This window comes from Leeuwenhoekiella blandensis MED217 (assembly GCF_000152985.1).
Classification (GTDB): Bacteria; Bacteroidota; Bacteroidia; order Flavobacteriales; family Flavobacteriaceae; genus Leeuwenhoekiella; species Leeuwenhoekiella blandensis.
The window spans coordinates 2,601,270-2,625,884 of record NZ_CH672395.1 but is presented as its reverse complement, the minus strand read 5'-3'; the positions used below and the strand labels follow the sequence as shown (position 1 = coordinate 2,625,884).

At 38.1% G+C, this 24,615-nt stretch carries 26 protein-coding genes; 13 read left to right on the top strand and 13 right to left on the bottom strand.

What is annotated here, in order from left to right:
• Positions 1-104: 104 nt before the first annotated feature.
• A complete protein-coding gene (gene uvrB / locus MED217_RS11340) occupies positions 105-2,105 on the top strand; it encodes an excinuclease ABC subunit UvrB (protein ID WP_009780665.1) in 2,001 nt (666 codons plus the stop codon).
• On the opposite strand, the gene MED217_RS11335 is transcribed toward uvrB, so the two are convergent.
• Both MED217_RS11335 and MED217_RS11330 read right to left on the bottom strand, forming a co-directional pair.
• The gene (locus tag MED217_RS11335) at positions 2,106-2,825 is read right to left on the bottom strand and encodes a LytR/AlgR family response regulator transcription factor (protein ID WP_009780664.1); all 720 of its coding nucleotides are present in this window, start codon (positions 2,823-2,825) and stop codon (positions 2,106-2,108) included.
• The gene (locus tag MED217_RS11330; protein ID WP_009780663.1) at positions 2,818-3,873 is read right to left on the bottom strand and encodes a sensor histidine kinase; all 1,056 of its coding nucleotides are present in this window, start codon (positions 3,871-3,873) and stop codon (positions 2,818-2,820) included. Before MED217_RS11330 ends, MED217_RS11335 begins: the two co-directional genes overlap by 8 nt.
• Before the next feature lie 187 nt (positions 3,874-4,060).
• Between MED217_RS11330 and MED217_RS11325 the strand changes: the two genes are divergently transcribed.
• Positions 4,061-4,405, top strand: a complete 345-nt coding sequence (locus MED217_RS11325) for a MotA/TolQ/ExbB proton channel family protein (RefSeq protein WP_009780662.1) — start codon at positions 4,061-4,063, stop codon at positions 4,403-4,405.
• A gap of 69 nt (positions 4,406-4,474) precedes the next feature.
• Here the strand turns inward: MED217_RS11325 and MED217_RS11320 are convergent, their stop codons facing one another.
• The 7 genes from MED217_RS11320 to MED217_RS11290 form a co-directional block, all read right to left on the bottom strand.
• Positions 4,475-5,533, bottom strand: a complete 1,059-nt coding sequence (locus MED217_RS11320; RefSeq protein ID WP_009780661.1) for a nucleoid-associated protein — start codon at positions 5,531-5,533, stop codon at positions 4,475-4,477.
• Positions 5,534-5,576: 43 nt separating this feature from the next.
• Entirely contained in the window at positions 5,577-6,101 is a 525-nt protein-coding gene (locus tag MED217_RS11315; protein WP_009780660.1) for an IS1096 element passenger TnpR family protein, read from the bottom strand.
• Between the two features lie 120 nt (positions 6,102-6,221).
• Positions 6,222-7,244, bottom strand: a complete 1,023-nt coding sequence (locus tag MED217_RS11310; protein ID WP_040532780.1) for a COX15/CtaA family protein — start codon at positions 7,242-7,244, stop codon at positions 6,222-6,224.
• Positions 7,245-7,264: 20 nt separating this feature from the next.
• Entirely contained in the window at positions 7,265-8,695 is a 1,431-nt protein-coding gene (locus MED217_RS11305) for a CCA tRNA nucleotidyltransferase (RefSeq protein ID WP_009780658.1), read from the bottom strand.
• A gap of 97 nt (positions 8,696-8,792) precedes the next feature.
• A complete protein-coding gene (locus MED217_RS11300) occupies positions 8,793-9,380 on the bottom strand; it encodes an L-threonylcarbamoyladenylate synthase (RefSeq protein ID WP_009780657.1) in 588 nt (195 codons plus the stop codon).
• Positions 9,381-9,383: 3 nt separating this feature from the next.
• On the bottom strand, positions 9,384-10,277 hold the full coding sequence (locus MED217_RS11295; RefSeq protein ID WP_009780656.1) for a glycosyltransferase family 2 protein: 894 nt from the start codon (positions 10,275-10,277) through the stop codon (positions 9,384-9,386).
• Positions 10,278-10,279: 2 nt separating this feature from the next.
• Positions 10,280-11,341 (bottom strand): glycosyltransferase family 4 protein, encoded by a 1,062-nt coding sequence (locus tag MED217_RS11290; RefSeq protein ID WP_009780655.1) that lies wholly within the window; start codon positions 11,339-11,341, stop codon positions 10,280-10,282.
• A gap of 65 nt (positions 11,342-11,406) precedes the next feature.
• Here MED217_RS11290 and MED217_RS11285 point away from each other — a divergent pair, with 65 nt between their 5' ends.
• Positions 11,407-12,165, top strand: a complete 759-nt coding sequence (locus MED217_RS11285; RefSeq protein ID WP_009780654.1) for a hypothetical protein — start codon at positions 11,407-11,409, stop codon at positions 12,163-12,165.
• A 1-nt stretch (position 12,166) separates the two neighbouring features.
• Here MED217_RS11285 and MED217_RS11280 read toward each other — a convergent pair whose 3' ends face one another.
• Positions 12,167-12,925: a glycosyltransferase family 2 protein gene (locus MED217_RS11280; RefSeq protein ID WP_009780653.1), complete on the bottom strand. Its 759-nt coding sequence runs from the start codon at positions 12,923-12,925 to the stop codon at positions 12,167-12,169.
• 64 nt (positions 12,926-12,989) lie between these two features.
• Between MED217_RS11280 and MED217_RS11275 the strand changes: the two genes are divergently transcribed.
• Complete coding sequence (locus MED217_RS11275) at positions 12,990-13,817, top strand: glycosyltransferase family 2 protein (protein ID WP_009780652.1); 828 nt, start codon at positions 12,990-12,992, stop codon at positions 13,815-13,817.
• On the opposite strand, the gene MED217_RS11270 is transcribed toward MED217_RS11275, so the two are convergent.
• Together MED217_RS11270 and MED217_RS11265 are read right to left on the bottom strand one after the other, a co-directional pair.
• Entirely contained in the window at positions 13,801-14,859 is a 1,059-nt protein-coding gene (locus MED217_RS11270) for a glycosyltransferase family 9 protein (protein WP_009780651.1), read from the bottom strand. The genes MED217_RS11275 and MED217_RS11270 overlap by 17 nt on opposite strands.
• 17 nt (positions 14,860-14,876) lie before the next feature.
• Positions 14,877-15,692, bottom strand: a complete 816-nt coding sequence (locus MED217_RS11265; RefSeq protein ID WP_009780650.1) for a 2,3,4,5-tetrahydropyridine-2,6-dicarboxylate N-succinyltransferase — start codon at positions 15,690-15,692, stop codon at positions 14,877-14,879.
• A gap of 311 nt (positions 15,693-16,003) precedes the next feature.
• On the opposite strand from MED217_RS11265, the gene ruvX reads away from it, so the two are divergent.
• From ruvX to MED217_RS11240, 5 genes are all read left to right on the top strand, one after another.
• Positions 16,004-16,408 carry a Holliday junction resolvase RuvX gene (gene ruvX / locus MED217_RS11260; RefSeq protein ID WP_009780649.1) on the top strand — a complete coding sequence of 135 codons (405 nt, stop codon included), beginning with the start codon at positions 16,004-16,006 and terminating at the stop codon, positions 16,406-16,408.
• Positions 16,409-16,435: 27 nt separating this feature from the next.
• A complete protein-coding gene (def, locus tag MED217_RS11255; RefSeq protein WP_009780648.1) occupies positions 16,436-17,026 on the top strand; it encodes a peptide deformylase in 591 nt (196 codons plus the stop codon).
• Between the two features lie 114 nt (positions 17,027-17,140).
• Entirely contained in the window at positions 17,141-17,566 is a 426-nt protein-coding gene (locus MED217_RS11250; RefSeq protein ID WP_009780647.1) for a DUF5606 family protein, read from the top strand.
• A gap of 90 nt (positions 17,567-17,656) precedes the next feature.
• Positions 17,657-18,430 carry a nucleoside triphosphate pyrophosphohydrolase gene (gene mazG, locus MED217_RS11245; protein WP_009780646.1) on the top strand — a complete coding sequence of 258 codons (774 nt, stop codon included), beginning with the start codon at positions 17,657-17,659 and terminating at the stop codon, positions 18,428-18,430.
• Positions 18,431-18,664: 234 nt separating this feature from the next.
• Positions 18,665-19,627: a sterol desaturase family protein gene (locus tag MED217_RS11240; RefSeq protein ID WP_009780645.1), complete on the top strand. Its 963-nt coding sequence runs from the start codon at positions 18,665-18,667 to the stop codon at positions 19,625-19,627.
• A gap of 16 nt (positions 19,628-19,643) precedes the next feature.
• Here MED217_RS11240 and MED217_RS11235 read toward each other — a convergent pair whose 3' ends face one another.
• Complete coding sequence (locus MED217_RS11235; protein ID WP_009780644.1) at positions 19,644-20,399, bottom strand: helix-turn-helix domain-containing protein; 756 nt, start codon at positions 20,397-20,399, stop codon at positions 19,644-19,646.
• Between the two features lie 265 nt (positions 20,400-20,664).
• Here MED217_RS11235 and MED217_RS11230 point away from each other — a divergent pair, with 265 nt between their 5' ends.
• Genes MED217_RS11230 through MED217_RS11215 form a run of 4 tightly spaced genes read left to right on the top strand, consistent with a single transcriptional unit; the run spans position 20,665 to position 24,597 of the window.
• Complete coding sequence (locus MED217_RS11230) at positions 20,665-21,060, top strand: type III secretion system chaperone family protein (RefSeq protein ID WP_009780643.1); 396 nt, start codon at positions 20,665-20,667, stop codon at positions 21,058-21,060.
• 12 nt (positions 21,061-21,072) lie between these two features.
• A complete protein-coding gene (locus MED217_RS11225) occupies positions 21,073-21,792 on the top strand; it encodes a PspA/IM30 family protein (RefSeq protein ID WP_009780642.1) in 720 nt (239 codons plus the stop codon).
• 2 nt (positions 21,793-21,794) lie between these two features.
• Positions 21,795-22,514 (top strand): OB-fold-containig protein, encoded by a 720-nt coding sequence (locus MED217_RS11220; protein ID WP_009780641.1) that lies wholly within the window; start codon positions 21,795-21,797, stop codon positions 22,512-22,514.
• 16 nt (positions 22,515-22,530) lie between these two features.
• Positions 22,531-24,597: a flotillin family protein gene (locus MED217_RS11215; protein ID WP_009780640.1), complete on the top strand. Its 2,067-nt coding sequence runs from the start codon at positions 22,531-22,533 to the stop codon at positions 24,595-24,597.
• The last annotated feature ends 18 nt before the right edge of the window (positions 24,598-24,615 follow it).

Sequence of the window (24,615 nt, the reverse complement as noted above, 5' to 3'; positions counted from 1 at the left end):
GAATCCTAAGATTTCTAAACTTTACTCTGACTTTCAAATAGTTTAATTTTACGTAGGGATTTTTTTCTTTAATCGCTCTTGTCTGAGCGCAAATACGATCTATTTTGAAATTCAATATACAGTCAGAATTTAAACCAACAGGAGACCAGCCCGGTGCGATTGAGCAATTGGTAGGCGGCATTGATGCCGGTGAGCGTTATCAAACCTTACTTGGGGTTACAGGTAGTGGTAAAACCTTTACCGTGGCCAATGTGCTGCAAGAGGTGCAAAAGCCAACGCTGGTATTGGCGCATAACAAGACTTTGGCTGCACAGTTGTATAGTGAGTTTAAAGCCTTTTTTCCCAATAACGCGGTAGAGTATTTTGTTTCCTATTACGATTATTACCAGCCGGAAGCGTATATCCCAACCTCAGGAACGTATATTGAGAAGGATCTCTCGATCAATGAAGAGATCGAAAAGTTGCGTTTGAGTACAACTTCGTCTTTGCTTTCGGGACGTCGCGATATCATTGTGGTGGCTTCAGTTTCTTGTTTGTATGGTATTGGGAATCCTGTGGAATTTCAGAAAAATGTGATCGCGCTGGAGCGGGATATGGTAATTTCTCGTACTCAGCTTCTCAAACGTCTTGTACAAAGTTTATATAGCAGAACGACCGCTGAATTTAACCGCGGTAATTTCCGCATAAAAGGGGATACGGTAGATATTTATCCGGGATATGACGATCACGCGTTTCGCGTGCATTTCTTTGGTGATGAAATCGAGGAGATCGAAGCCTTTGATGTGACGACCAATGAGGTTTTAGAAAAGTACGATCGCTTGAATATCTATCCGGCCAATATGTTTGTTACCAGTCCGGATGTATTGCAGAATGCCATTGATCAGATTGGTTTTGATATGGTTAAGCAGGTCGAATATTTTAAGGAAATAGGGAAGCACCTCGAGGCAAAACGCTTAGAAGAGCGCACCAATTTTGATCTGGAGATGATTCGCGAACTCGGCTACTGTAGCGGAATCGAAAACTATTCACGTTATTTAGACGGAAGAGAACCCGGGACGCGTCCTTTCTGTCTTTTAGATTATTTTCCTGATGACTATTTGATGGTGATTGATGAGAGTCACGTTACCGTTTCTCAGGTAAGCGCGATGTATGGAGGAGACCGAAGTCGTAAAGAAAATTTGGTAGAATATGGCTTTAGACTTCCGGCGGCAATGGACAACAGGCCGTTGAAATTTGAAGAGTTTGAAGCGCTTCAGAATCAAGTGATCTATGTGAGTGCGACTCCGGCAGATTATGAATTGCAGAAATCTGAAGGTACGTATGTGGAGCAGATCATTAGACCAACGGGATTATTAGATCCTATTGTTGAGGTACGACCGAGTTTAAATCAGATCGACGATTTGATCGAAGAGATTCAGAAGCGTGTGGAAAAAGACGAGCGTACGCTGGTAACTACCTTGACTAAACGAATGGCTGAAGAACTTACCAAATACTTAACCCGTGTTGATATTAGAACTCGCTATATTCACTCTGATGTAGATACTCTGGAGCGTGTAGAAATTATGTCTGATTTGCGTAAAGGTATTTTTGATGTCCTCGTGGGAGTGAACCTTTTACGTGAGGGACTTGATTTGCCCGAAGTTTCGCTCGTGGCTATTCTTGACGCCGATAAAGAAGGCTTTTTACGTAGTAATAGATCACTTACGCAAACCATAGGTAGAGCTGCGCGTAACATCAATGGGCTGGCGATAATGTATGCTGATACGATTACCAGAAGTATGCAGGAAACCATTGATACTTCAGAATACAGAAGACAAAAGCAAATCGCTTACAATGAGAAACACGGTCTAAAACCGATGGCGATCAAAAAGTCGTTAGACAATGCATTGGCTAAGAAAGAGAAATTCAAATTTGAAGCTGAAGAATTGACTAACGTTGCAGCCGAGCCCGATACTGCCTATATGAGTAAGCCAAAACTCGAGAAACTCATCCGTGATACGCGTAAGCAAATGGAAGCAGCAGCTAAAGAGTTAGATTTTATGGAGGCTGCCAAGCTTCGAGACCGTATTAAAAATTATCAGGAGCAGGTAAAAGAATTGAATTAATTATTCATATCTACTTAAAACATCTAGAACAGCTTCCTTGTAGCTTCGGCTTATGGGAAGCGATTTTTCTTCAAGTTCCACGTGCTCGTTTGTATACGCTTTAATCGCAGAAGCAGCCACGATAAATGACCGATGAATTCTCAGGAATTCTTTTACAGGTAATTTCGCTTCAAAATTAGATATCGTTTCTCGCGTGGTTAAGGTTGCTGTTTGGGTATGAATCTTAATATAGTCACTTAAGCTTTCAACATAAATAATCTGATCAAATTCAACTTTGATCATCTTTCGATCTGCACGAATGAACACAAAATCATTCTGCACTTCCTTTTCGAATGAAAGGGGGACCGGCTCCGTTTTGACAGTTTCACCAAGACATTTATAAACAGCTTGCAATAAGCGGTCAAAGGAAATAGGTTTCAATAAATAATCTACTGCCTGCAGTTCAAAACCTTCTACAGCATACTCTCGATGCGCGGTTGTAAATACAATTTTGACATCATTATGTACAAGTTTTCCTAAAGAAAGACCGGTGACTTCAGGCATATTGATATCAAGAAATACAACATCCACCGATTGGTTTTTTAAAAATGTTAGTGCCTCAATCGCATTTTTAAAATCACCTAGAACTTCAACCAGCGGGATTTGACGCAAATGCGTAAGCAAGATGGCTCTGGCTGTGGGCTCATCATCTACGATTATCGCGGTGAGTTTTTTATGCATTGAGTTTGAGATTTAATTCAACAGAATACCAAGAATCTTGAGTATCAACTTCTAAAGTATAGTTTTTTCCAAAAAGGAGATCGAGTCGCTTCTGAATGTTGGGCAAGCCAATTCCTTGTGGTGTTTCAGAAGGTAACGCATTTAGAAACGTATTTTTAATCTTAAAATTGAGCTCGTGATCGTCTGCTTTTAGATCGATAAGAATTCGAAGTTTTCCATCGAGAATAGCACCATGTTTAAATGCATTTTCAACAAAAGGCAAAAAAAGCATCGGCGGAATGGTAATCGATGGATTATTGTATTGTTTAGTTACCGAAACTTCCAAAGTATCTTGAAAACGAATTTCTTCAAGACTCAAATACTCTTCAATGTGTTTCAGCTCGTCTTCTAGAGAAACCTCTTTTTCTTGTACCTGATATAAAATATAATCAAGCAGATTAGAAAGTTTTAGAATGATATCAGGCGTTTGCTGGGATTGGCGTAATGCAAAACCGTAAATGGTATTGAGTGTATTGAACAAAAAATGCGGGTGTATTTGCTTTTTTAGATAGTGCAACTCTTGCTGTTTGATATGCAACTGCGTATCTAATATTTTATTTTCTAAAGCCTTGTTTTGGGTAAGCATATTAAAATTATGCTTTAGAATATGCACAAAACTCACCAGTCCAACCACGAGATAAATGAGAATCATTATGAAAATGAGGTTGCGGCTCATAGGTGGTGTTTCGGCAACTCTTAGATTGGAAAGAAAAATAAAACTACCTATCATAGTTACAGTAGCAAGAAAGGCAGTAAAAATCAATACGTAAATGGCATACAGGCTGAATAATAGATAGCGCTGTTGAAGTAAATATTTTGGGACCAAATAATAAGCAGTGGTGTAGGTCGTGAGCATGGTTAGCGGCAGTAGAATGCTCGAGAACCAAGTGATGTAAAGAGAGTTTGTAGAATTATAACTGAAAAAGTACACAAAGAAAAACCAAACTCCAACCCACAACAGGGTATGAGAAGCAAAAATGCGGGTCTGGTTAAACTTCAATAAATCCATGGATGCAAGATGCTAAAATTTGGCAAAATTGAATAGTTTTTGAGACGAACTGCAGAAACTCATCCCGATTTAACATAAGTGTTTTTGATGTAGAATCGCTGGCTAAATCGGTTATCAATCGCAAATAAATTTTAAATACTTTTATCTCAAATACTTTTGAAGCCTATTCATTCTTAAAAACCAAATTATGTTATTAGACAGAATTCAAGAAGGCGGCCCATTTTTTATGTGGCCTATTGTGATCGTATTTATCATTATTGTTGCACTATTTGTAAGACAAATGATTACCAAAGCAGATAAAGCACACACCATAACCTTATTAAGCAACATCAGCTTATTTATTTTAAGCTGGGGATTTTTAGGAAGTGTCATTGGTCTTATCCAAGCTTTTGATGCTATTGAAGGTTTAGGCGAAGTTTCTCAAGGAATGATGGCTGGCGGACTTAAAATAGCATTTCTAACTACTGTTTTTGGGTTGGTGACTTTTATTTTTGGCCGACTTTTTATCTTGATTTTAAACTTGATGAAATAATACTCCTCAAAAAACACAAAAGCCGAATCTGGATGGATTCGGCTTTTGTGTTTTACAGTAAACAGTTGTCTAACTTTTTTGTTCTTTGTTGAAATAAACCAGGTAATAGTACATCTGGCGTTCTTCATCCCAACCTTTTTCTACAAACTTTTCTGCACTTTCAGGATTTACAAAGTCCAGTTTGATCTGTACGTTGGTATCCAATTCTATAACACTTTTAATACGCTTACGCGCACCACTTACGGCAGTGTTTGATATTGGGAATGTAGTAAGATCTTCAATTTTATATTTAGGCGCTTTTTCAGTTTTGTAATTGTTGAATTCAGGAATCAAAGCCGGGTTTTCCATCACTTCGTTCATAAAGTTTTGCTCTACAAACTCATCGTTTTTAGCAAAGTGATTCACCGCACGGTTCATAAACATCACTTCTTCCTTTTTATCTTCAGCAGGAAGCACAACGTCTTTGGCAAAATCCTGACAGAATTTTAAGTACTTCTTGGTGTAGAAGTTTTCATCAGCAAGAATATCAACGCCTAAGAAATTCTCGAGCCAATACTTGGTGTCGTAGCGGTTAGAATCGATGGAAAGAATTTTATAACCGTTTTCAGAATTTTTATTGAAAATCAAGCAGCCTTTGTCAAGTTTGCTGAGGTTTACACCTTGTTCTAGATGCATTTGCAGGTTGCTTTCACCTTCTTGAAACTGAAGAAAATCCTGCTTAAGCTCTGATTTAAAAATCCCGATAGCATCCATTTTCTCATTATCCATCATCACATTTTCAATATGGGCCACATAAACTTCACCCGGTTTAATGTGGGGATGACTGGACTGCTCATACAAGAGCTTTGCAATTTCTACTGAAATTTCGTGCGATTGTCTCGGGTCATTAAAAACCGATGCAACAAGGTTGGATAGCGAATGAAACTCTAAATCTGCCTCGTGAACAAATTGATAGTAGTTTTCTTCTTTATCACGGAAAGGCTTAAAGAAAAACTCTTTGATCAAAGGCGTGATCTCGTCATTAAGATGGTATCGCTCCTTAGATAAAAAAGCACCTTCATTGCGGCTTTTATTACCTATGCGATGTATGGAAAGCGACTCGATTTGAGCAGAATATAAATTGATCATTTGCTGTTGTGTTTAAGTGGAGAACTAATTCTGGAAGCCTAATTTAATTCCAGTTTTCATCAAAATCAAGACCGTCATAGTCTTCGATATCATAATCGTCATCATCATCTGCAAAAGGATCGTCCTCATCAAGATCATCTTCATCACCTGAAAAATCTGCCGGTGGTGCTTCTGCCGGAATTTGGCCGTGCACATACATCAAATTAGGATAAGAAGTACCGTCTTGGGGCTCGGCGATTTCGGCAAGCTCTACAAAGAACGTCCATAGATTTAAAAAGTCATAAACGTAAATCAAACGCGTTTGATCCTCAGAAAGTACATCTTCGAGCAAGGTTTCATTCATCATACGTAGTGGGGAATCAGACTCGCTCATATCAAAAAGCGGAATTTCTTCTCCTTGACGCCACTCATCATCGCTCACATAAAATGAAGCCATTTCTGTGCCGTCAAACCCAAAACTTTGGGTGATCGAGTTGTGAAAATCTTCGCAAGTTGCATTTTGCTCGATCTCAATGTCTCTAAAGATATCTTCTTCAGTATCTAGAATAACGCGAAAACGGTAAATCATAATCTAATTTTTAAGCAAAGTTAAAACTTCAAAATAGGTAATAGTCCTAAAAATCTAAAATCAAATCCTCTCAATTGAAAATTTTCAAAAGGGCGGCAAAGATATAATTTCAAGAAAGGCTTAAACGGCTTTTTTGAGGTTTTCTTTTTTGTTTGCGGTAAGCAAAATATAAAACTGAATTCCAAAGAGTAACGAGGCTACAACCAAGTGTATAGGTTGCGTTAAAAACGGAAATTCAAAATAATTCATCAAAACTCCGGTTGCGATCTCGATTAAGATCAAAAGAACCACCCAATTGAAACTGCGGTGTCCCAGATTCAATTTTCTATTGCGCATAAACAACCACGCATTTAATAGAAATACGACGATAGAGAAGGAGCGGTGAATGTAAAAAGTAATTTCAGGATTGTTGAGCCACAGGTTTTTTGCTGCGTACCCCACAAGATCTACTTGCTCGTCGATATGTTGCCGCACTTGTGTTCCCAAAACGATTTGAAGCATCGTAAGCACAATTGCGATTAGCATTCCTGTTTTGAATGCCTTATCAAATTTGAACTTGTTTGTCGTAACAGATGCTTCGTAAAGCATATAGATTAACAGTGCTACAATGAGCAGCGCAATGACCATATGAATCGTGATGCGCACCGGAGAAAGCACTGAGTAAACCACGGTCGCACCAATCCAGCCTTGAAAACCTATAAGAAAAACTGCAAGTATGGAAAGGAGAATGCGTTTACGCTTTCGCTCTTTAAAAATAGCAGCGCCCAGCATAACTAGAAAGGCTAGACCGGCAAGCGCGCCAAACAAGCGATTAACGTACTCGATCCACGTATGCCAAGGGTTAAAAATGGCATAATCGTGTTTATCATACCCATTCCAGTTTTGCGGATTGAAAGCTTCGGTAGTTGTAAAGTCGGTTTTTGCAACGCGCAGCGTTTCATCTACAATAATCACCTGACCTTTTTCATAGGTTTTTTCAGGCGTCCATTCTAATTCACTTGCAGAAGTTGGTGGTATGATATAGCCAAAACATTTTGGCCAGTCGGGACATCCCATTCCGCTACCGGTCATACGCACAACAGCCCCGGCAATGATTACCAAATAAATAAGGATAAGCGAAACAATTATTGACTTTCTATACACGAGTTTAACGTATTGAGTAATTAACTTTTTACAGCTTCCAGGCCTAATTCTTCGCCTTTTTTCAACATAAAAGCGTGAGCAGCTTCGTATTCATTAGGAATTTCACCTTCAAGAATTGCTTCTTTAATCGCTTCTTTTATAATCCCAATTTCTTTGGAAGGTTGTAAGTCGAATGTGCTCATAATTTCTTCACCACTTACCGGCGGTTGAAAATTGCGTACGTGATCGCGTTCCTCAACCTCTTCGATCTTTTGTCTAACCGTCTTGAAGTTGTTGTGATATTTGCGATAACGTTTCGGATTTTTGGTTGTGATATCGGCTTCACACAGCGTCATCAAATCTTCAAGATAATCTCCGGAATCAAAAATCAAGCGACGCACTGCGCTGTCGGTTACAAAATCTTCAGCGATCACGATTGGGCGCGAACTCATCAAAACCAATTTTTGAACGAATTTCATTTTTTCATTCAAAGGCATTTTTAAACGCTTGAAGAGTTTGAAGACCATTTTTGAACCTACAAATTCATGTCCGTGAAACGTCCAGCCTATTTTTTTATGAAAACGCTTTGTAGGCGCTTTGCCTATATCGTGCAACAAAGCAGCCCAGCGTAACCAGAGATCATCGGTATTTTCAGAAATATTATCAACCACTTCTAGTGTGTGGTAAAAGTTGTCTTTATGCTTTTGACCTTCTTTTTCTTCAATGCCTTTTAGCGCAGTCAATTCTGGAAGAATGTAGTTGAGCAAGCCTGTTTTTTCAAGAAGTAAGAATCCTTTAGAAGGCGTTTTGCTCAGCATTATTTTATTTAGCTCGTCAACGATACGCTCTTTGGTAATGATCTTAATTCGGTCTTTGTTTGCAGAAATTGCCTCAAGCGATTTGCGTTCGATCATAAAATCGAGTTGTGTAGCAAACCGTATGGCGCGCATCATACGCAACGGGTCATCGCTATATGTGATGTCGGGATCCAGCGGCGTTCTTATGATCTCGCGTTCAAGGTCTACTAGACCTTCAAAGGGATCAATAAGATTGCCTAAAGTGCTTTTGTTAAGACTTAAGGCCAACGCGTTTATCGTAAAATCTCGACGGTTTTGATCATCTTCGAGACTGCCATTTTCAACCACAGGATTGCGGCTGTTTTCATTGTATGACTCTTTGCGTGCGCCTACAAACTCCACTTCGATATCTCCATCGCGTAACATCGCCGTTCCATAGGTTTTAAAAACCTGAACTTTAGGTTTGTGAGGAAGAAGTGAGGCAACTCTTTCAGCCAGTTCGATTCCGCTTCCTAGAGCGACAATATCTATATCTTTTGCTGAACCTCTTTTTAAAAGAAAGTCGCGTACGTAACCACCTATCACATAGGTTTCAAGATTTAATTCTTCCGAAGCCTGCGTGATCGTATCAAAGATTTTTGGCTGTAAAGCCTCCGGAAAACTGGGAACTGGCATGTATTCTTATTTACTCGATAATCGAGATTAAAATATTCCGGGCAAAACCCGAAATAATACGTTGACTATTTAAAATCTATAGCGTCGACGCTATAGATTATTTGCGTAAAACTTTAACCTGACCATCATTGCTCAACCTAATAATGGTTGACGATTTGGTCGATTTATGTTTGCGCTGCAAATTTACGATATAGTCTACTCCTTCCAAAATAGGTTTACTTATTTCAGGGAAACGCATAGGCGTTTTTTCACCACTAATATTTGCAGAAGTAGAAACCAGTGGTCGTCCCATTTTTTTGATGAGGCTTCGGCAAAATTCATCTTGAACGATACGAATTCCCAGCGTGTTATCTTCGCCTACAAGATTTTCGGCAACACGTATGGGTTTGTCGTAGATAATAGTCGTAGGCTGATCTGCATATTTGAGAATGTTGTAAGCAACTTCAGGAATTTCTTCTATAAACTGATTAAGCATCTTCATATCGCTCACTAGGCAAATCAAAGCTTTACTTTCTTTACGTTTTTTAAGTGCATATACCTTGTCGATCGCATCGGCATTGGTAGCGTCACAGCCTATTCCCCAGACGGTATCGGTAGGATAGAGCAGCAGACCACCGCGTTTAATCACACCCAGTGACTCATTAACTTCGTTGATGATATTTTGATCGTATCTGTTTGTTGCCATGCTTTAGGAAATTTTAGGTCGAAGTGAGAATTTCTTTGGATTTGGGGAGAGCACTATTTTTAAGAAGCACCATTTTTTTGGTTTGAATGCAAAGGTGAGTATAAAATACAGTCGAATCAATACTTGTTTAAGAATACCTTTGTTTTTTTCCAATACATAGAGAAAGGAAATAAGTCCTTCCTGAGCTAGAAGGTGATTCTTACCTGTGCTTTTGCCTTGATAATGCTTGATCTTAGCACCAGGAATCAAAAAAGTTTTTTTATTGATCTTTAACATGCGTTGAGAAAGATCCATTTCTTCGAAATACAGAAAAATCTCAGGATCAAATTTCCCTATTCTTTTAAAATCTTCAGCACGCATAAACATAAAAGCTCCATTCACCCAATTCACACAAACAGGACACGTGTAATTTTTTTTAACGCAAGGATATTTTTCTGGATTTAATTTTTGCAGAAAAGATCTGCCAAAGAGTAATTTGCGCAAACCTTTATCGTGGTCAAATGAAGAAACAAATTGATTATGTTCATCGTAATTCTGTGCGCCTGCAATGCCTGCTTGCGGATTCTCTTCCATAAAATTTATAGCGAGTTGTAAACAGTCATTGATCAAAAAAGCATCATTATTCAAGAATAGAATATATTTTGAATCTGAATGTGAAAATCCAAGATTGTTCCCCCCTCCAAAACCGGTATTGATTTCGCTTTTTATCAGTGTTACATTTTCCGCTTTTCTCAGATTCTTAGAAAGGTGTTCAAAGTCTTTCTTTTCTGAATTATTGTCTACGACTACAATCTCAAACGAAATTTTTGGATTCGTTTTTTCAAATACCTTTTCAACACACTTTAAGGTGTATGCTGAAGTATTAAAATTGATGATAATTACTGCAATATCTTTCATAGTTACTGCAGTATATCGTTATACACTTCAAGGTATTGTTTGGCGGTGTTTTTCCAACTGAAGGATTGCGCGTGTTTTTTTGCGTTCTCAACGAACTCCTGATCTTGAAAACGATCAATTCCTTCTAAAACTTTCTGCGCCATATATTCCGGCTCATAATGTTTCCAATAGGTTGCAAAACTACGTCCCACTTCGGGAAGCGAAGTGTTGTCTGAGGTGATTACAGCGGTACCATAACTTAAAGCTTCGATAATAGGAATTCCAAAACCTTCTTTAAGTGTAGGAAACACAAAAGCCTCACAATTTTTGAGGTGATATTTTTTTTCAGTTTCTGAAATTTTTCCGGGAATAAAAACGCGATCTTCTAAAGAAAGCTCCGTGATCAATGCATTGATCTTTTGTAAATAAGGACGGTCTGAGTTTCCTGCAATGATCAATTTATAATCTGGTAAGTACTTCAGCATTTCTAGCAAAACGTGAAAGTTTTTTCGAGGAACAAATTCACCAATCGTAAATAAATAAGGACCTGAAATTTTTAGTTCTGGATTATAATTTTCAGGAATGCTAGTGTCTGCCATCGGGTTCCCATTGTAAATAATGTACTCGGGAATTCCTGAGGTATCAAAATGACGATGGGTTGCCTTTTGAGCATATTTTGAAATGTAGACAATGGCATTTGCGCGTTTTAATTTTTCTTTAAAGCGCTTGACACTTGAAGCTTTTTCGTCACTGTCTTGTTCTTCAGCAAAATGAACATCATGTATGGTAAGCACGTAAGGCATCTCAAATCGAGGTTCTACCTTAGTGTTTTGGTTCATAGAATGCCAGATGGTGTATTTATTTGGCAATCTAAGATATCGGTACCGGGTGATTGAAAAGTAAGGCTGATACTTAAAGAAATCACCAAACTCAGCTTTGAGTCCTTTAATATTCTTGGCGTGAACAACAAACTTAAAATCATCAGCTGCACATTCATAAAAACCTTTGATGAGGTGATAATTAAATTGTCCTAGCCCAGAACATAGATTTTTGATGTTATGAGATTCGAGAAAAACCTGCTTCATTCTTTTAGGAATCCGTGTTGAGTTCTTATTCAATTAAAACTACTTTTGCAATCTAAATTTCCTCAATGAAAATCATAGTTCACAAATCGGTCAAAAATAGTCTTTTAAAACTAAAAGCCTTTTTTGTTCATTTTGAAAATCAAGGAAAAATTTTGGCAGACGGCAACCGTAACCAGATTAAAGTCTTTGATCTTGAGGGAACTAAAGTCACTGTAAAACGATTTAAAATTCCCAATCTGGTCAATAAAATCGCGTACCAGTACTTCAGGAAATCAAAAGCACAACGATCGTATGAGTATGCGTGTAAATTGCTTGATAAAGGTATTTTAACGCCCTTTCCCTTAGGGTACGCAATAGAATCCAACGGAATCTTTTTTGGTAAAAGTTTTTACGCGTGTAAGTTGGTTGAAGCTGATGCAACCTTTAGAACCTTGATCAACGAAGAGGACTTTCCCAATCGTATTGAGATTCTTAAAGCCTTCACGCGCTTTACCTATGAGATGCACGAGAAACAGATTCATTTTTTAGATCATTCTGCCGGAAATACGTTGATCGTACAAACCGAAAAAGGCTATGATTTCTATTTAGTTGATTTAAACCGAATGGAATTTAAGCCGCTGGATTTTGAAACCCGTATTCAAAATTTTGCCCGATTGACCCCAAAGAAGGAAATGGTTGATATTATGGCTGAGGAATATGCCAGAGTAGGAGACTACGATGAAGCTAAAACCAAAGTCGCGATGTGGAAGGCAACACAGGATTTTCAAGAGCATTTTGCGAAAAAACAGGCTTTCAAAAAGAAGGTGAAATTCTGGAAAAAGTGATTTAGTTTTTCTTCGAATTTCTCAAAATCCAAAGATTTACATATCGCATAAAAACCGCGTAGGCTTGAAGATAACTTATCGTCAAACCGGGAATCCCGTCTCTAAAACCTTGCTGTAAAACATAATGTTTAAAAAAGCGCCAGCTCGGTTTGAATAGAAAATGATAGGCTGTGATGCTTCCGGTTTGTGAGTCATAGTCTTGCGCTTGCCAAACCGCATAACGGTTGAGTTTTGTGGTAAACTGATGAATAGAAGTAAAACTATAATGATCTAAAAGATTTTTTAAAAATGAAACACGTCCTTGAGGTATAATTTCGGCGTGCACTCTTTTATCTTCATAGCTGCAAAATTCTTTCTTAAAAAGCCGAATTACTTTATCGTTTTGCCAGCCACTGTACTTGATTTTTTTATTGATAAAATGGTTGTTGCGGTACACCCAATAAGCGACAATTTCTGGATCTGGATTTTTAAGAATATTCAGAATTTCATCTTTTAAGCTAGGAAATACACGTTCATCCGCGTCTAGAATAAAAATCCATTTATGTGTAGCCTGCGGAATTGCCCAATTCTTTTGTGAAGCTGAATATTCATATTCTCGCTGAAGTATTTTTACCGGAAATTTTTGAGCAATTCCTAGCGTTTCATCGGTGCTGAAGGAATCTACGATTATAATCTCATCAGCAAATAATACCGATTGTATAGCGGCCTCAATATGAGCTGCTTCATTAAACGTGGGTATGATTACGGTGAGTTTTTCCATCAATTGCTGAAGCGTAAAGCTAATTAAAATATGGTTTTAAGATTAAATTTGTTTTCTTTGATTTATGGAGAAAAAACCGGAGCTATCGATTATCATCAGTACCTACAATGCGGTCGACTGGCTGAAGAAAACCCTATGGGGATATGCTTTTCAAACCTTTAAAGATTTTGAAATTATCATCGCAGATGACGGGTCAGATACGCAAACCAAAGCGGCAATCGAAGCATTCTCTACTGTTTTTGAGCGACCTATTGTTCATGTTTGGCACGAGGATATCGGTTTTAGAAAAACCATCATTTTAAATAAAGCTGTCGAGGCGAGTAGCGCTGATTATATTTTAATGTCTGATGGCGATTGTATACCTAAGGCAGATTTTGTCGAGGTGCATCTCAAGTATCGAGAACAAGGATATTTTCTTTCTGGAGGGTACTTCAAATTGCCAATGCATATTTCCCAAGCGATTACCAAAGACGACATTGAACAGCAGCACTGTTTTGATCTCAACTGGCTTAAAGCACAAGGCTTGAAAGCTTCTATCAAAAATAAAAAGCTTTCAGCAAGGGGTTTAGAAGCGCGATTGCTTAATGCGGTAACGCCAACTAAACCTACGTGGAACGGGCATAATTCTAGTGGATGGAAAGAAGAAATACTTGCAGTCAACGGTTTTGATGAACGTATGCAATATGGGGGAGAAGACCGCGAGTTGGGAGAGCGCCTTTTTAATAAAGGTATTAAGTCAAAACAAATTAGATACAGTGCAGTTTGCGTACATCTCGATCACGCTCGAGGTTACGTGAAAGAAGAGATGCTTATAAAGAATGCTGAAATTAGAAAGGAAACTAAAGCTCAACAAAAAACCTACACCGCTTTTGGGATCAAGAAAGATTCCTAAGAAATGTTGCTAGTTGAGGCTTTATAAGGTCTGGTACGAACTGTTTGTACAAGGTTTCGGTTTCTTTTTTGATGTGCTTATTGGATTTCTTCTGAAAATACTCCGGCTTGAAATCGCTTAGGTGAACTGCAACATTTTTTTCATCTTCAAAAAGAGCCCAGGCTTCTTTACTGATCCACGGAGAGAAGATTGCAAACGTAGGCACATCAAGTGCTTTAGCCATATTTACAGCGCCACCTTCATTACCTATCAAGGCTTTACAATGGGATAGAACGGCAATAAACTCACGAAGATTTGCAGTATAAACTTTCGGAAAAACTTTCGCTTTTAATTCGGCTGAGCAAACGTTTAAAAATTGATCTACAGCTTCTTTTTGACTGGGAATATAATTCAGTAATATTTGTGCTTCCGGTTTTTCTTGAACGAGCACCTCTAATAATTGAGCCAAATACTCCAGAGGGTAAGTTTTGTTAGGAGCACTACCCAATAAACCAATCATAAAAATTGGAGCTTCAATAGCTACTTCAGCCTCGCGTAAAAACTGGAGCGCTTTATTTTTCTCTTCAGCAGTGAGGTAGATTTTAGGTTTGAAAGAATCTGGGAAATTTCCCGGTAAAATTTGAAGTAACCGAAGTCGGTTCTCGATAGCCAAACCGGCATTGGTTTTAGGCTTTTTTAGGTAGCTTATAGTTTTGTTGTACACAAATTGGGTATACCATTTTTTATAACCAATACTTTTTGCGCTGCTGGGTAAACACAAAAAGGCAGTACCTAGTTTTGAATAGACATCAAGGATATAGTCGTAACGCGCTTCTGCCATGTATTTTGCAAAAACAGGAAGGCTTACATTCGTAGCTTCGGCAGTTGTGCGATCAAAAATTATCTGATCGATATACGGATTGTTTTCAACCACAGGTAAGGTGTGCGATTGAATTAAATAGTGCAATTCAGCATCTGGAAACTGTTCACGTATGGCTCTAAAAAGGATAGATGACGTTAAAACGTCACCTATCATCTTTTGCTGAATCACTAAAATTTTCATTTTCTGTATTTAGAAAACTACACCGCTACATCATACTCACGTAGCGCGTCGTTAAGCGAAGTCTTTTTATTGGTGCTTTCTTTACGCGTACCAATGATCAATGCACAAGGAACATTGTATTCTCCTGCGGCAAATTTCTTAGTATAACTTCCAGGGATCACCACCGAACGTGGAGGCACAGCACCTTTCATTTCTTTAGGTTCGTCACCGGTTACATCAATGATCTTAGTAGAAGCAGTAAGAACTACGTTAGCTCCAAGAACAGCCTCTTTACCTACGCGTACCCCTTCAACCACGATACAACGTGATCCTATAAATGCGTTGTCTTCAATAATTACCGGAGCAGCTTGTAAAGGCTCTAGTACACCACCAATTCCTACACCACCACTCAGGTGAACGTTTTTACCAATCTGTGCACAGCTTCCTACAGTTGCCCAAGTGTCAACCATGGTGCCTTCATCTACATAAGCACCGATGTTTACATAACTCGGCATCATAATAACCCCTTTTGAAATAAAGGCACCGTGACGTGCAACAGCGTGAGGAACCACACGAATTCCTTTATCCTGATATCCTTTTTTAAGTGGCATTTTATCGTGGTATTCAAAAATACCAACTTCTAATTTTTCCATTTTTTGAATAGGGAAATAAAGCACTACTGCTTTTTTAACCCATTCATTCACCTGCCAGTCATCACCTTTAGGTTCTGCAACGCGCAGCGTACCGCCGTCGATGAGTTCTATAACTTCGCGTATTGCGTCTTGAGTTACACTATCAGAAAGAAGCGAACGGTCTTCCCAGGCTGCTTCAATAAGATTTTTTACTTGTTGCATTTCTAAATTTTATTATTTGTTGATTAGTTCAATTTTTGCGGGTTCAAATATAGCCTAGGCGTGTCTAAAAAACGAAAATACCATCATTTGTTTTCAAGTACTGCCTATTGAGCTGACCTCAAGTTAGGCGTATTTACTAAATACTCTGGAAATCTAATCGTGTATCAAAGAATACCAAGGGCTTTGATTCTATATGCTTCTAAAATCTTATTTTTGCCAAAATAAAATTCGGGGCAGGTTCAAGTAGCTTTTAAAAAGCAGATTTTTGATTTTTAAATGTTTTATAAAGAACCTCTCGAGCAATGTGTAAGATGGGGCGAATACTGGCATTAGATTTTGGAACGAAAAGAACGGGCATCGCTGTGACCGATGAGCTGCAGCTAATCGCTTCAGGATTGACAACGGTGAACACAAAAGAGCTTCTCGATTTTCTGAAAAAATACTTTGCTGAAGAGAACGTAGAACTCATCTTATTAGGAGAGCCCAAACGAATGAATAACGAAGCTTCTCACGTAGAAGCTGAAATATTGAAATTTCGCGAAAGTTTAGAAAAAATTACTTCGATCCCAATCAAAAGAGTTGATGAGCGGTTTACTTCAAAGATGGCGGCACAGACCATGCTAGACAGCGGATTGAAAAAGAAACAAAGAAAAAATAAGGCGCTTCTTGATGAAATAAGTGCTACGATTATTCTTCAAACCTATTTGTATCAATAGGTTGAAGTATAACTAAAAAGTTTAAAAATGATATTACCTATAGTTGCTTACGGCGATCCGGTTTTACGCAAAAAAGCAGTAGAAATTCCTCAAGATTATCCTGAGCTAAAGGAGCTTGTAGCCAATATGTTTGAAACTATGTATGGCGCTAGTGGGGTGGGCCTTGCTGCTCCGCAAATAGGCAAAGCGATTAGATTATTTGTAGTTGATGCGACCCCTTTTGCAGACGACGAAGATCTTTCTGATGAGGAACAAGAGCGTTTGAGAACATTCAAAAAAGCATTTATTAATCCGCAGATTTTAGAAGAAACCGGTGATGAATGGGCTTTTAGCGAAGGTTGTCTCAGTATTCCCGGGATTAATGAAGATGTGTTTAGATGTCCCATCATCAAGATCAAATATCAGGATGAAGATTTTAACGAGCACGTAGAAGAATTTGATGGGTTGCTTGCGCGCGTGATTCAGCACGAGTATGATCATATTGAAGGAATCTTGTTTACTGATAAATTGAGCAGTCTTAAAAAGCGCATTATTAAAAGTAAACTCGCCGGAATTAGTAAAGGAAAAGTGAATGCAGATTACCGTATGCGATTTCCGGCAGTAAAAAAAGGACGTTAAAAAAGATGTTGCAGGCGGTTTAAATTTTGAAAATTCAAAAAGAGCCTAGATATTTGCCGCCTTTAAAATTAGAATAAACCACTTAAAAATCCGTTTAAGGATAAAATACATACTATGAGTCTAGATAAAATAGTTTCAATTTCAGGAAAACCGGGATTATATCATTTGCGAGCGCAAACGCGTTCTGGTTTTATTGCAGAATCATTAACTGACGGAAAAAAAATACCGGTAGGATTGCGTCATAATGTGAGTGTGCTTTCAGAAATTTCTATTTATACTTTAGATGGCGAGGTACCTTTACGTGATGTTTTTGCTAAAATTGCTGAAAAAGAAAACGGCGAGAAGGCGATTAGCCACAAGGTTGCTAAAGATGAGTTAGAAGCATACTTTTTTGATGTGCTGCCTAATTTTGATGAAGATCGTGTATATGCAAGCGATATGAAAAAAGTGATTCAGTGGTACAATTTGCTTCAAGCAAATGATTTACTAGAAACTGCTGAAGCGCCTGCTGAACCTGCAAAAGCAGACGAAGAAGAATAGTCGCAAATACAACTAAAATATACAAATCCTTCGGTACTTTTACTGAAGGATTTTTTATTTCAACCTATTTCATTGCAAAATACTAGCCTTATGAATGACAGAGCAACTCAATTAAAAGCCATTGATCGATTGCTAACTATTATGAATGAACTTCGGGAACAGTGTCCGTGGGACCGCAAGCAAACCTTACAAAGTCTTAGGCATCTTACGATCGAAGAGACTTATGAATTGGGCGATGCTATTCTTGATAATGATCTTGAGGAAGTGAAAAAGGAGTTGGGCGATTTGCTGCTTCATATTGTTTTCTATGCTAAAATAGGAAGCGAGACTAATGACTTTGATATTGCAGATGTTGCTAACGGCATTTGCGAAAAACTCATTTCTCGACACCCACATATTTATGGCGATGTTGATGTAGAAAATGAAGAAGATGTCAAACGCAATTGGGAAAATTTAAAGCTGAAGGAAGGTAAAAAATCTGTTTTAGAAGGTGTGCCACGCTCGTTACCGGCTCTTGTAAAAGCAAGCCGAATTCAAGATAAAGTTGCAGGGGTAGGGTTTGACTGGGAAGAACCACATCAGGTTTTTGAAAAATTACAAGAAGAACTCGCGGAACTTCAAGTAGAGATTGAAGCTAGAGATCAGGAAAAGATCGAGGCAGAATTTGGTGATGTGATGTTTTCTATGATCAATTACGCACGTTTCTTAAAAGTAGATGCCGAAAGTGCTCTGGAGCGTACTAATAAAAAGTTCATAAAACGCTTTCAATATCTAGAGCAAAAGGCAAAAGAAAACAATAAAGCGCTTCGAGATATGACGTTGGGTGAAATGGATACCTTTTGGGAAGAAGCTAAAAAGCTATAAAAAAGCACGATTTGATCTGATTCTTTTTAGTTTTCGTATAAATACACAAGATTTATCGCAATTTTTAAGGGTTTAACCTTATTTCTCTTGGTTTGTGTGTTCTAAAGGTTATTTTTGGAACAAACGCCTCATATTTTGAGGTATTTACAAAAAAATCTTTTTAGTATTTAAGTGACCACAGTATAATATTGGGTCCAAAAAAATACAAATCTCGACCATCATCAAACCAACTTTATGGATTTTACAAACCCGTTAATATACGGAGTTCCTTGTTTCTTAGGCCTCATTTTAGTAGAGCTTACCTACAGCAAGCATCACGATCACGACGAATTATACAATTGGAAGGATCTTGGCGCAAGTTTGACTATGGGAATAGGCTCTACACTTATTGCGCCTTTGATAAAAACCGTGACCGTAATTTTGCTATTCAACTGGGTTTACGATGTTTTTAATCCAATGGTTGATGGGGTGCGTACCAACATTTTTGGTTGGGAATCCTTTGGTTATGCCTGGTATGTTTGGATTCTTTGTCAGTTGGCAGATGATTTTTCTTATTATTGGTTTCATCGCCAGAATCATATGGTTCGCTTTTTTTGGGCAGCTCATATCGTACATCATTCTTCAGAAAATTTCAATCTAGGTACCGCAGTGCGGAATGGGTGGTTTACTATTTTCTACAAACCTTTATTCTACGTTTGGATTGTCGCAATAGGCTTTCCGCCAGAAATGCTTGTGGTTTGTTTAGGTATCGAAGCATTGTGGCAATTTCAGTTGCATTCCCAATATATACCGAAGTTAGGAATCATTGATAAGGTTTTTAACACCCACACAATGCACCAAGTGCACCACGCCCGGAATTTGGAGTATATGGATAAAAACCACGGTGGCTTTCTTAATATTTTTGACCGGGTATTTGGAACCTTCAAAGAATTTGACGAGGAAATCGAAATTGAATATGGAGTTACTAAATCACCAGATAGTTACAACCCGTTGGTTATACTAACCCACGAGTATAAAGATATTTGGAACGATATGAAACGCTCGCCCAAACTGAAGCATAAGTTTATGTATGCCTTTGGCCCACCGGGATGGAGCCACGACGGAAGCACGCTCACCATAAAACAAATGCGTCAAAAGTTGAAAGAAGAACGCGTACAGCAAGCAAAAAGTGATTTAGAACTTGAAGCTGCTGAGTAAAACAGCTTACGTCCTTTTATATTTGACTTCTTAATTTGGCGAATTCTTTTTCGAGCATAGTCAGTTTGTCTTCAATACCAGAATTAATAGGGTTAATTCGTCTTTGATATACAGAAGTAATTTGCCATAGTTCTAGTATTTCTGAAAGCGCAAAGTTCAAGTCGTCAATGTTTTGATGTTCTGCCTTCAAAACAAGTGTGTTATCCAATAAATAGGCTTTACGCAATATGAGTTGACTTTTTGTATGTGCTAATACCACAGTGCCGTCTTCGATATTTTTGTAATGGTCTTTTTTTACTAAGGTTCCAAAAACGATGTCTTTAGGAAAGAAGCCCTGATTTTGCTTGGTCATTTCTAGGTTAGTTACCACAAAAGCGCGCATAGTTTCATTGTTTTCTATGGGTAAAGTAACCTGAATCATTTCTTCTAAGAATTTTTTATTCTTATAGTTTTCGAGATACTCGTCTTTATTTTTTTCTGTAATACAAGGTACCTGAACAAAGCTTTCAGGATGGGATAACTCGTGCATTTCTGACAACGAACTTTTAAATTTCAGCAATTCATTGACGGTAAGTTCTCGAGTTAGCAGATCATCTATAGGTATGCTAAAATAATTAGCAATTTTAATTATAGTTTCGATCTTTGGTTCACTTCTTCCTTCTTCATATGCGCCTAAAGTGCCTCTTTTTAAGTCAAATAACTCTGCAAAAGCCTGTTGACTTAGCGTTTTTACGCTACGAATCTTTCTAATATTTTTTCCAAAAAACGACATAATTTGCTAATAATATTTGCAATAAATAAAATATTCATTATATTTACCTAACAATATTAGCAAAAAATAATAATGTCTGCTATTTTTTTTAGTATTCATTTTCATTTTTGCAGACAATCAAGAAATCACTAATCAAAAAATCGAACATTATGGTAGTATTAATTCATTCATTGTTAACAATAATAATTAGCGTAATATGAACAATTAAAAACTAGTTTTCGTATTATTAACTTTTAGAAATTCTTAACAACTTGTAACCAAAAAGATGAAAGATCATTTTCATATAACCAAAGATTATTTACTCGAACTGGACTTTAATATCAGTTTTCAAAATCCTGAAGATGGAATACTTGTAGTTCAGAAAGAAAATTCAGGAATTAAAAACCTGATTTTGGGAGTTGCTCCACCCATTCTAATTCTGGAGCAATTTATTTTCAAAATAAATAATCACTCAGAAAAAGTCCTTAAAAGCCTGTTACAAAAGAATAGAGATATCATTCACGGTGCTTTTGTTTTAAATGAAAGTGGTGATAAAGTAATCTTTAGAGATACGCTTCAAATCGAGAATATGGACTTAAACGAACTCGAAGGCTCCCTTAATTCACTCAGTTTATTGATGAGTGAATATTCAGATAAAATAATAGAATTTTCAAAATATTAAACTTTAGAACTCATGAACATATTTAAACGCTTATTCAAAATAGGGGAAGCAGAAGCCAACTCCGCAATCGATAATATGGAAGACCCGATCAAATTAACTGAGCAGGGAATTCGAGATATGAAGCAAGATCTAGATAAAAGTCTTGAAGCTCTGGCGCAGGTTAAAGCACTTGCAATTAGAGCAAAAAACGATCAGGAACAATTTCAAGATAAAGCTGAAGATTACCAGAGCAAAGCAATCGTGATTCTTAAGAAAGCGCATAATAAACAAATGGATGCAGCTGAAGCAGATCGTCTTGCAAAGGAAGCTTTGATAAAGAAGGAAGAGGCGCAAAAACAAGTTGATCAAGCCAAGGCTGAATCTGAAAAGTTTGACGGAAATGTAGAACAGTTGCAAAAGAATATTCAAAATATAAAATCGAATATCAGCAAATGGGAAAACGAACTCAAAACGCTTAAAGCACGCGTGAAAGTGAGTAATGCCACAAAGAATTTAAATAAGCAAATGGCAGAATTAGACAGTACAGGAACTGTTTCTATGCTAGAGCGTATGAAAGATAAAGTAGCTCAGGAAGAAGCGCTGGCCGAAGCTTATGGGGATATTGCAGATGCTTCAAAATCTATTGATGATGAGCTGGATAAGGCCGCTGATACGACTACAGCTAAAGCTGATGATGAACTAGAAAAATTGAAATCACAATTGGGTCTTGATGACTCTAAAAACCAGGGATAACATTGGATGCAACCTTAACAGAAGTACTCTTTTCAGAAGTCAATATTGTACTGTCTATATTGCTTATTATCTTAATCCTGTATTGGGTCGTTACGATGATCGGCGGGATCGACTTTGACTTGGATATTGACGTAGATGTCGATGTAGATGTCGACGCCGATGTAGATCTTGATACCGGTTTAGAAGGCGGCAATATGGATTTTGAAGATGTCTCAAATGTTGAGGTGACAAAAGAAAATGTTGTAGGCAAACGCCGTAAGCCGCTTAAAGGTTGGCAGATTTTTCTGATCTATTTCAATTTCGTTGGGCTTCCGTTTATGTTTACGTTCACCTGCTGGATATTTATCTGGTGGTTGATGACGACATTAACAACGGCCCTTACAATGACCTATGATTCGGTTTTTGGCTTTGCGATAATGTTAATTGCATTTTTTCCGGCGTTAATAGTCAACAAATTATTTACGACACCATTTAAAGGTTTTTTCAGACATCTTAATAAAGACGGTGACGTGGCTGTGGACTATTTGGGGCGTAAAGCAACTTTACTTTCTAGTATTAGCGGAGAAAAAATGGGCAATGCCGAAGTGCTTGCAGACGGCAATTCTATGTCTATTTATGTAAAATCCCTTACCGGAGAACCGTTGACCTACGGCAGCACCGTATTAATTATCAAACATTCTGAAGATCAGAATTTTTACCTCGTACAGAATTATAACGACTAAATAAATCAATCAAAAAATGAATCAAGTTTTACCAATTATTGGAATTGGATTAGGAGTGCTTTTGTTCTTAATCATCGTTTATTTCGCGATTATCGCGATGTTTTACAAGAAAGTCCATCAAGGACAGGCGCTTATCCGTACCGGTTTTGGAGGTACTAAAGTGGCTACCGATAAAGGACTTTATGTTGTCCCGGTTTTTCACAGAGTGGAAATTATGGATGTTTCTGTAAAGAAAATCCAGATCGAAAGATTGGGCGTAGAAGGGCTTATCTGTAAAGACAATATGCGGGCCGACATTAAAGTGGCGTTCTTCGTTAGAGTAAATAACGACATTTCATATATCAAAAAAGTAGCGCAGACCATTGGTGTTGCCCGTGCTTCTCGTATAGAAACCCTTGAAGATCTTTTTGAAGCCAAGTTTTCTGAGGCATTAAAAACCGTAGGTAAGAAATTCCAGTTTATAGAATTGTACGAGGCACGACGGGAATTTCGTGATGAGATTGTAGATATCATTGGTACAGATCTTAACGGGTATACCTTAGAAGATTGCGCCATTGACTTTTTAGAGCAAACACCGGTTACCCATCTAAAACCAGACAATATTCTTGATGCAGAAGGGATTAAGAAAATCACTGAGTTAACTGCGGTTCAAAACGTAAAAGCAAACCTGATCAAGCGTGATGAGGAAAAAACCATACGTAAGCAGGATGTCGAAGCACGTGAAGCGATCTTAGAGCTTGATAAGCAATTGGCTGAAAAAGAAGAGCAGCAAAAACGTGAAATTGCAAACATCAAAGCCCGTGAAGAGGCTGAAACGATGAAAGTTGCAGAAGAAGAACGTCTCAAGTCAGAAACTGCACGTATTGCGACGCAGGAAAAGGTAAAAGTTGCTGAAGAAAATATGGAGCGCCAGATCATTGTCGCTGCTAAAAATAAGCAACGCACCGATGCTGTAGAAACCGAGCGCGTTGAAAAAGATCGTCTACTCGAAGCTACCGAAAGAGAGCGCGTAGTAACCTTGGCTCAGATTGAGAAAGAGAAGGTAGTTGAAGTGGAGAAGAAGAATATTCAAGATGTGATTCGTGATCGCGTGATGCTAGAAAAAGGCGTGGTTGAAGAGCAGGAGAGTATGAAGGATATTCAGGCGTTTAAAACTGCAGATCGTGAGAAGCAAGTAAAAATCACCATCGCAGAAGCTAATGCTCAAGAAGATCTTATTAAGACGATAAAAGCTGCAGAAGCTCAAAAAGAAGCGGCTAAGCAAAAAGCTGAAGAAATCAATATCGAGGCACTTGCGCATAAAGAAGCTTCTGAGAAAGAAGCACAGGCGCGTAAGATTCTTGCAGAAGCGCAAGCAAAAGAAGAAGCAACTGTGGGTATGTCTGAAGCGCAAGTAATGCACGCCAAGGCAGATGCCAATGAGCGTCAGGGAGTTGTTGAAGCTTCAATCATTGAGAAGAAAATGAAGGCGGAAGCTGCCGGTATGGAAGCTAAAGCTGAAGCGAAGCGCAAAGACGGTCTTGCCGAAGCTGCGGTGATCAAAGAAAAAGCGATGGCAGATGCAGCCGGTATCGAAGAAAAAGCAAATGCAATGAAGAAACTAGACGGTGTAGGTAAAGAACACGAAGAGTTCAAACTACGTCTGGATAAAGAATTGCAAGTTGACTTAGCACATATCAACATTCAGAAAGATATTGCCGATGCTCAGGCTCAGGTGATAGGAGATGCACTTAAAGCTGCTAAAATTGATATTGTTGGTGGCGAGACGATGTTCTTCGATCAGATTATTGGTCAGATCACAAAGGCTAAAGGATACGATCGTTTAGTAGAGAATAGTAGCAATATACAGGATGTAAAAAATGCAATTCTTGGTAGCGATGATGTCAAAGGAAATTTGCTTGAAAAAGTAAAAGAATTTGCAGACAAGTATGGTGTTTCTTCCGAGGACATTAAAAACTTGACCATAGCGAACTTGCTGATGCATCTTAAAGAACGTTCTCACGATTCTGAAGAGCAGACCTTGTTCAGTAATCTATTCAACTTGGCGAAAGGTCTAGGTTTAGACAACAAGAAGTTGAAGTAGAATCAAGTGAGATCTGAC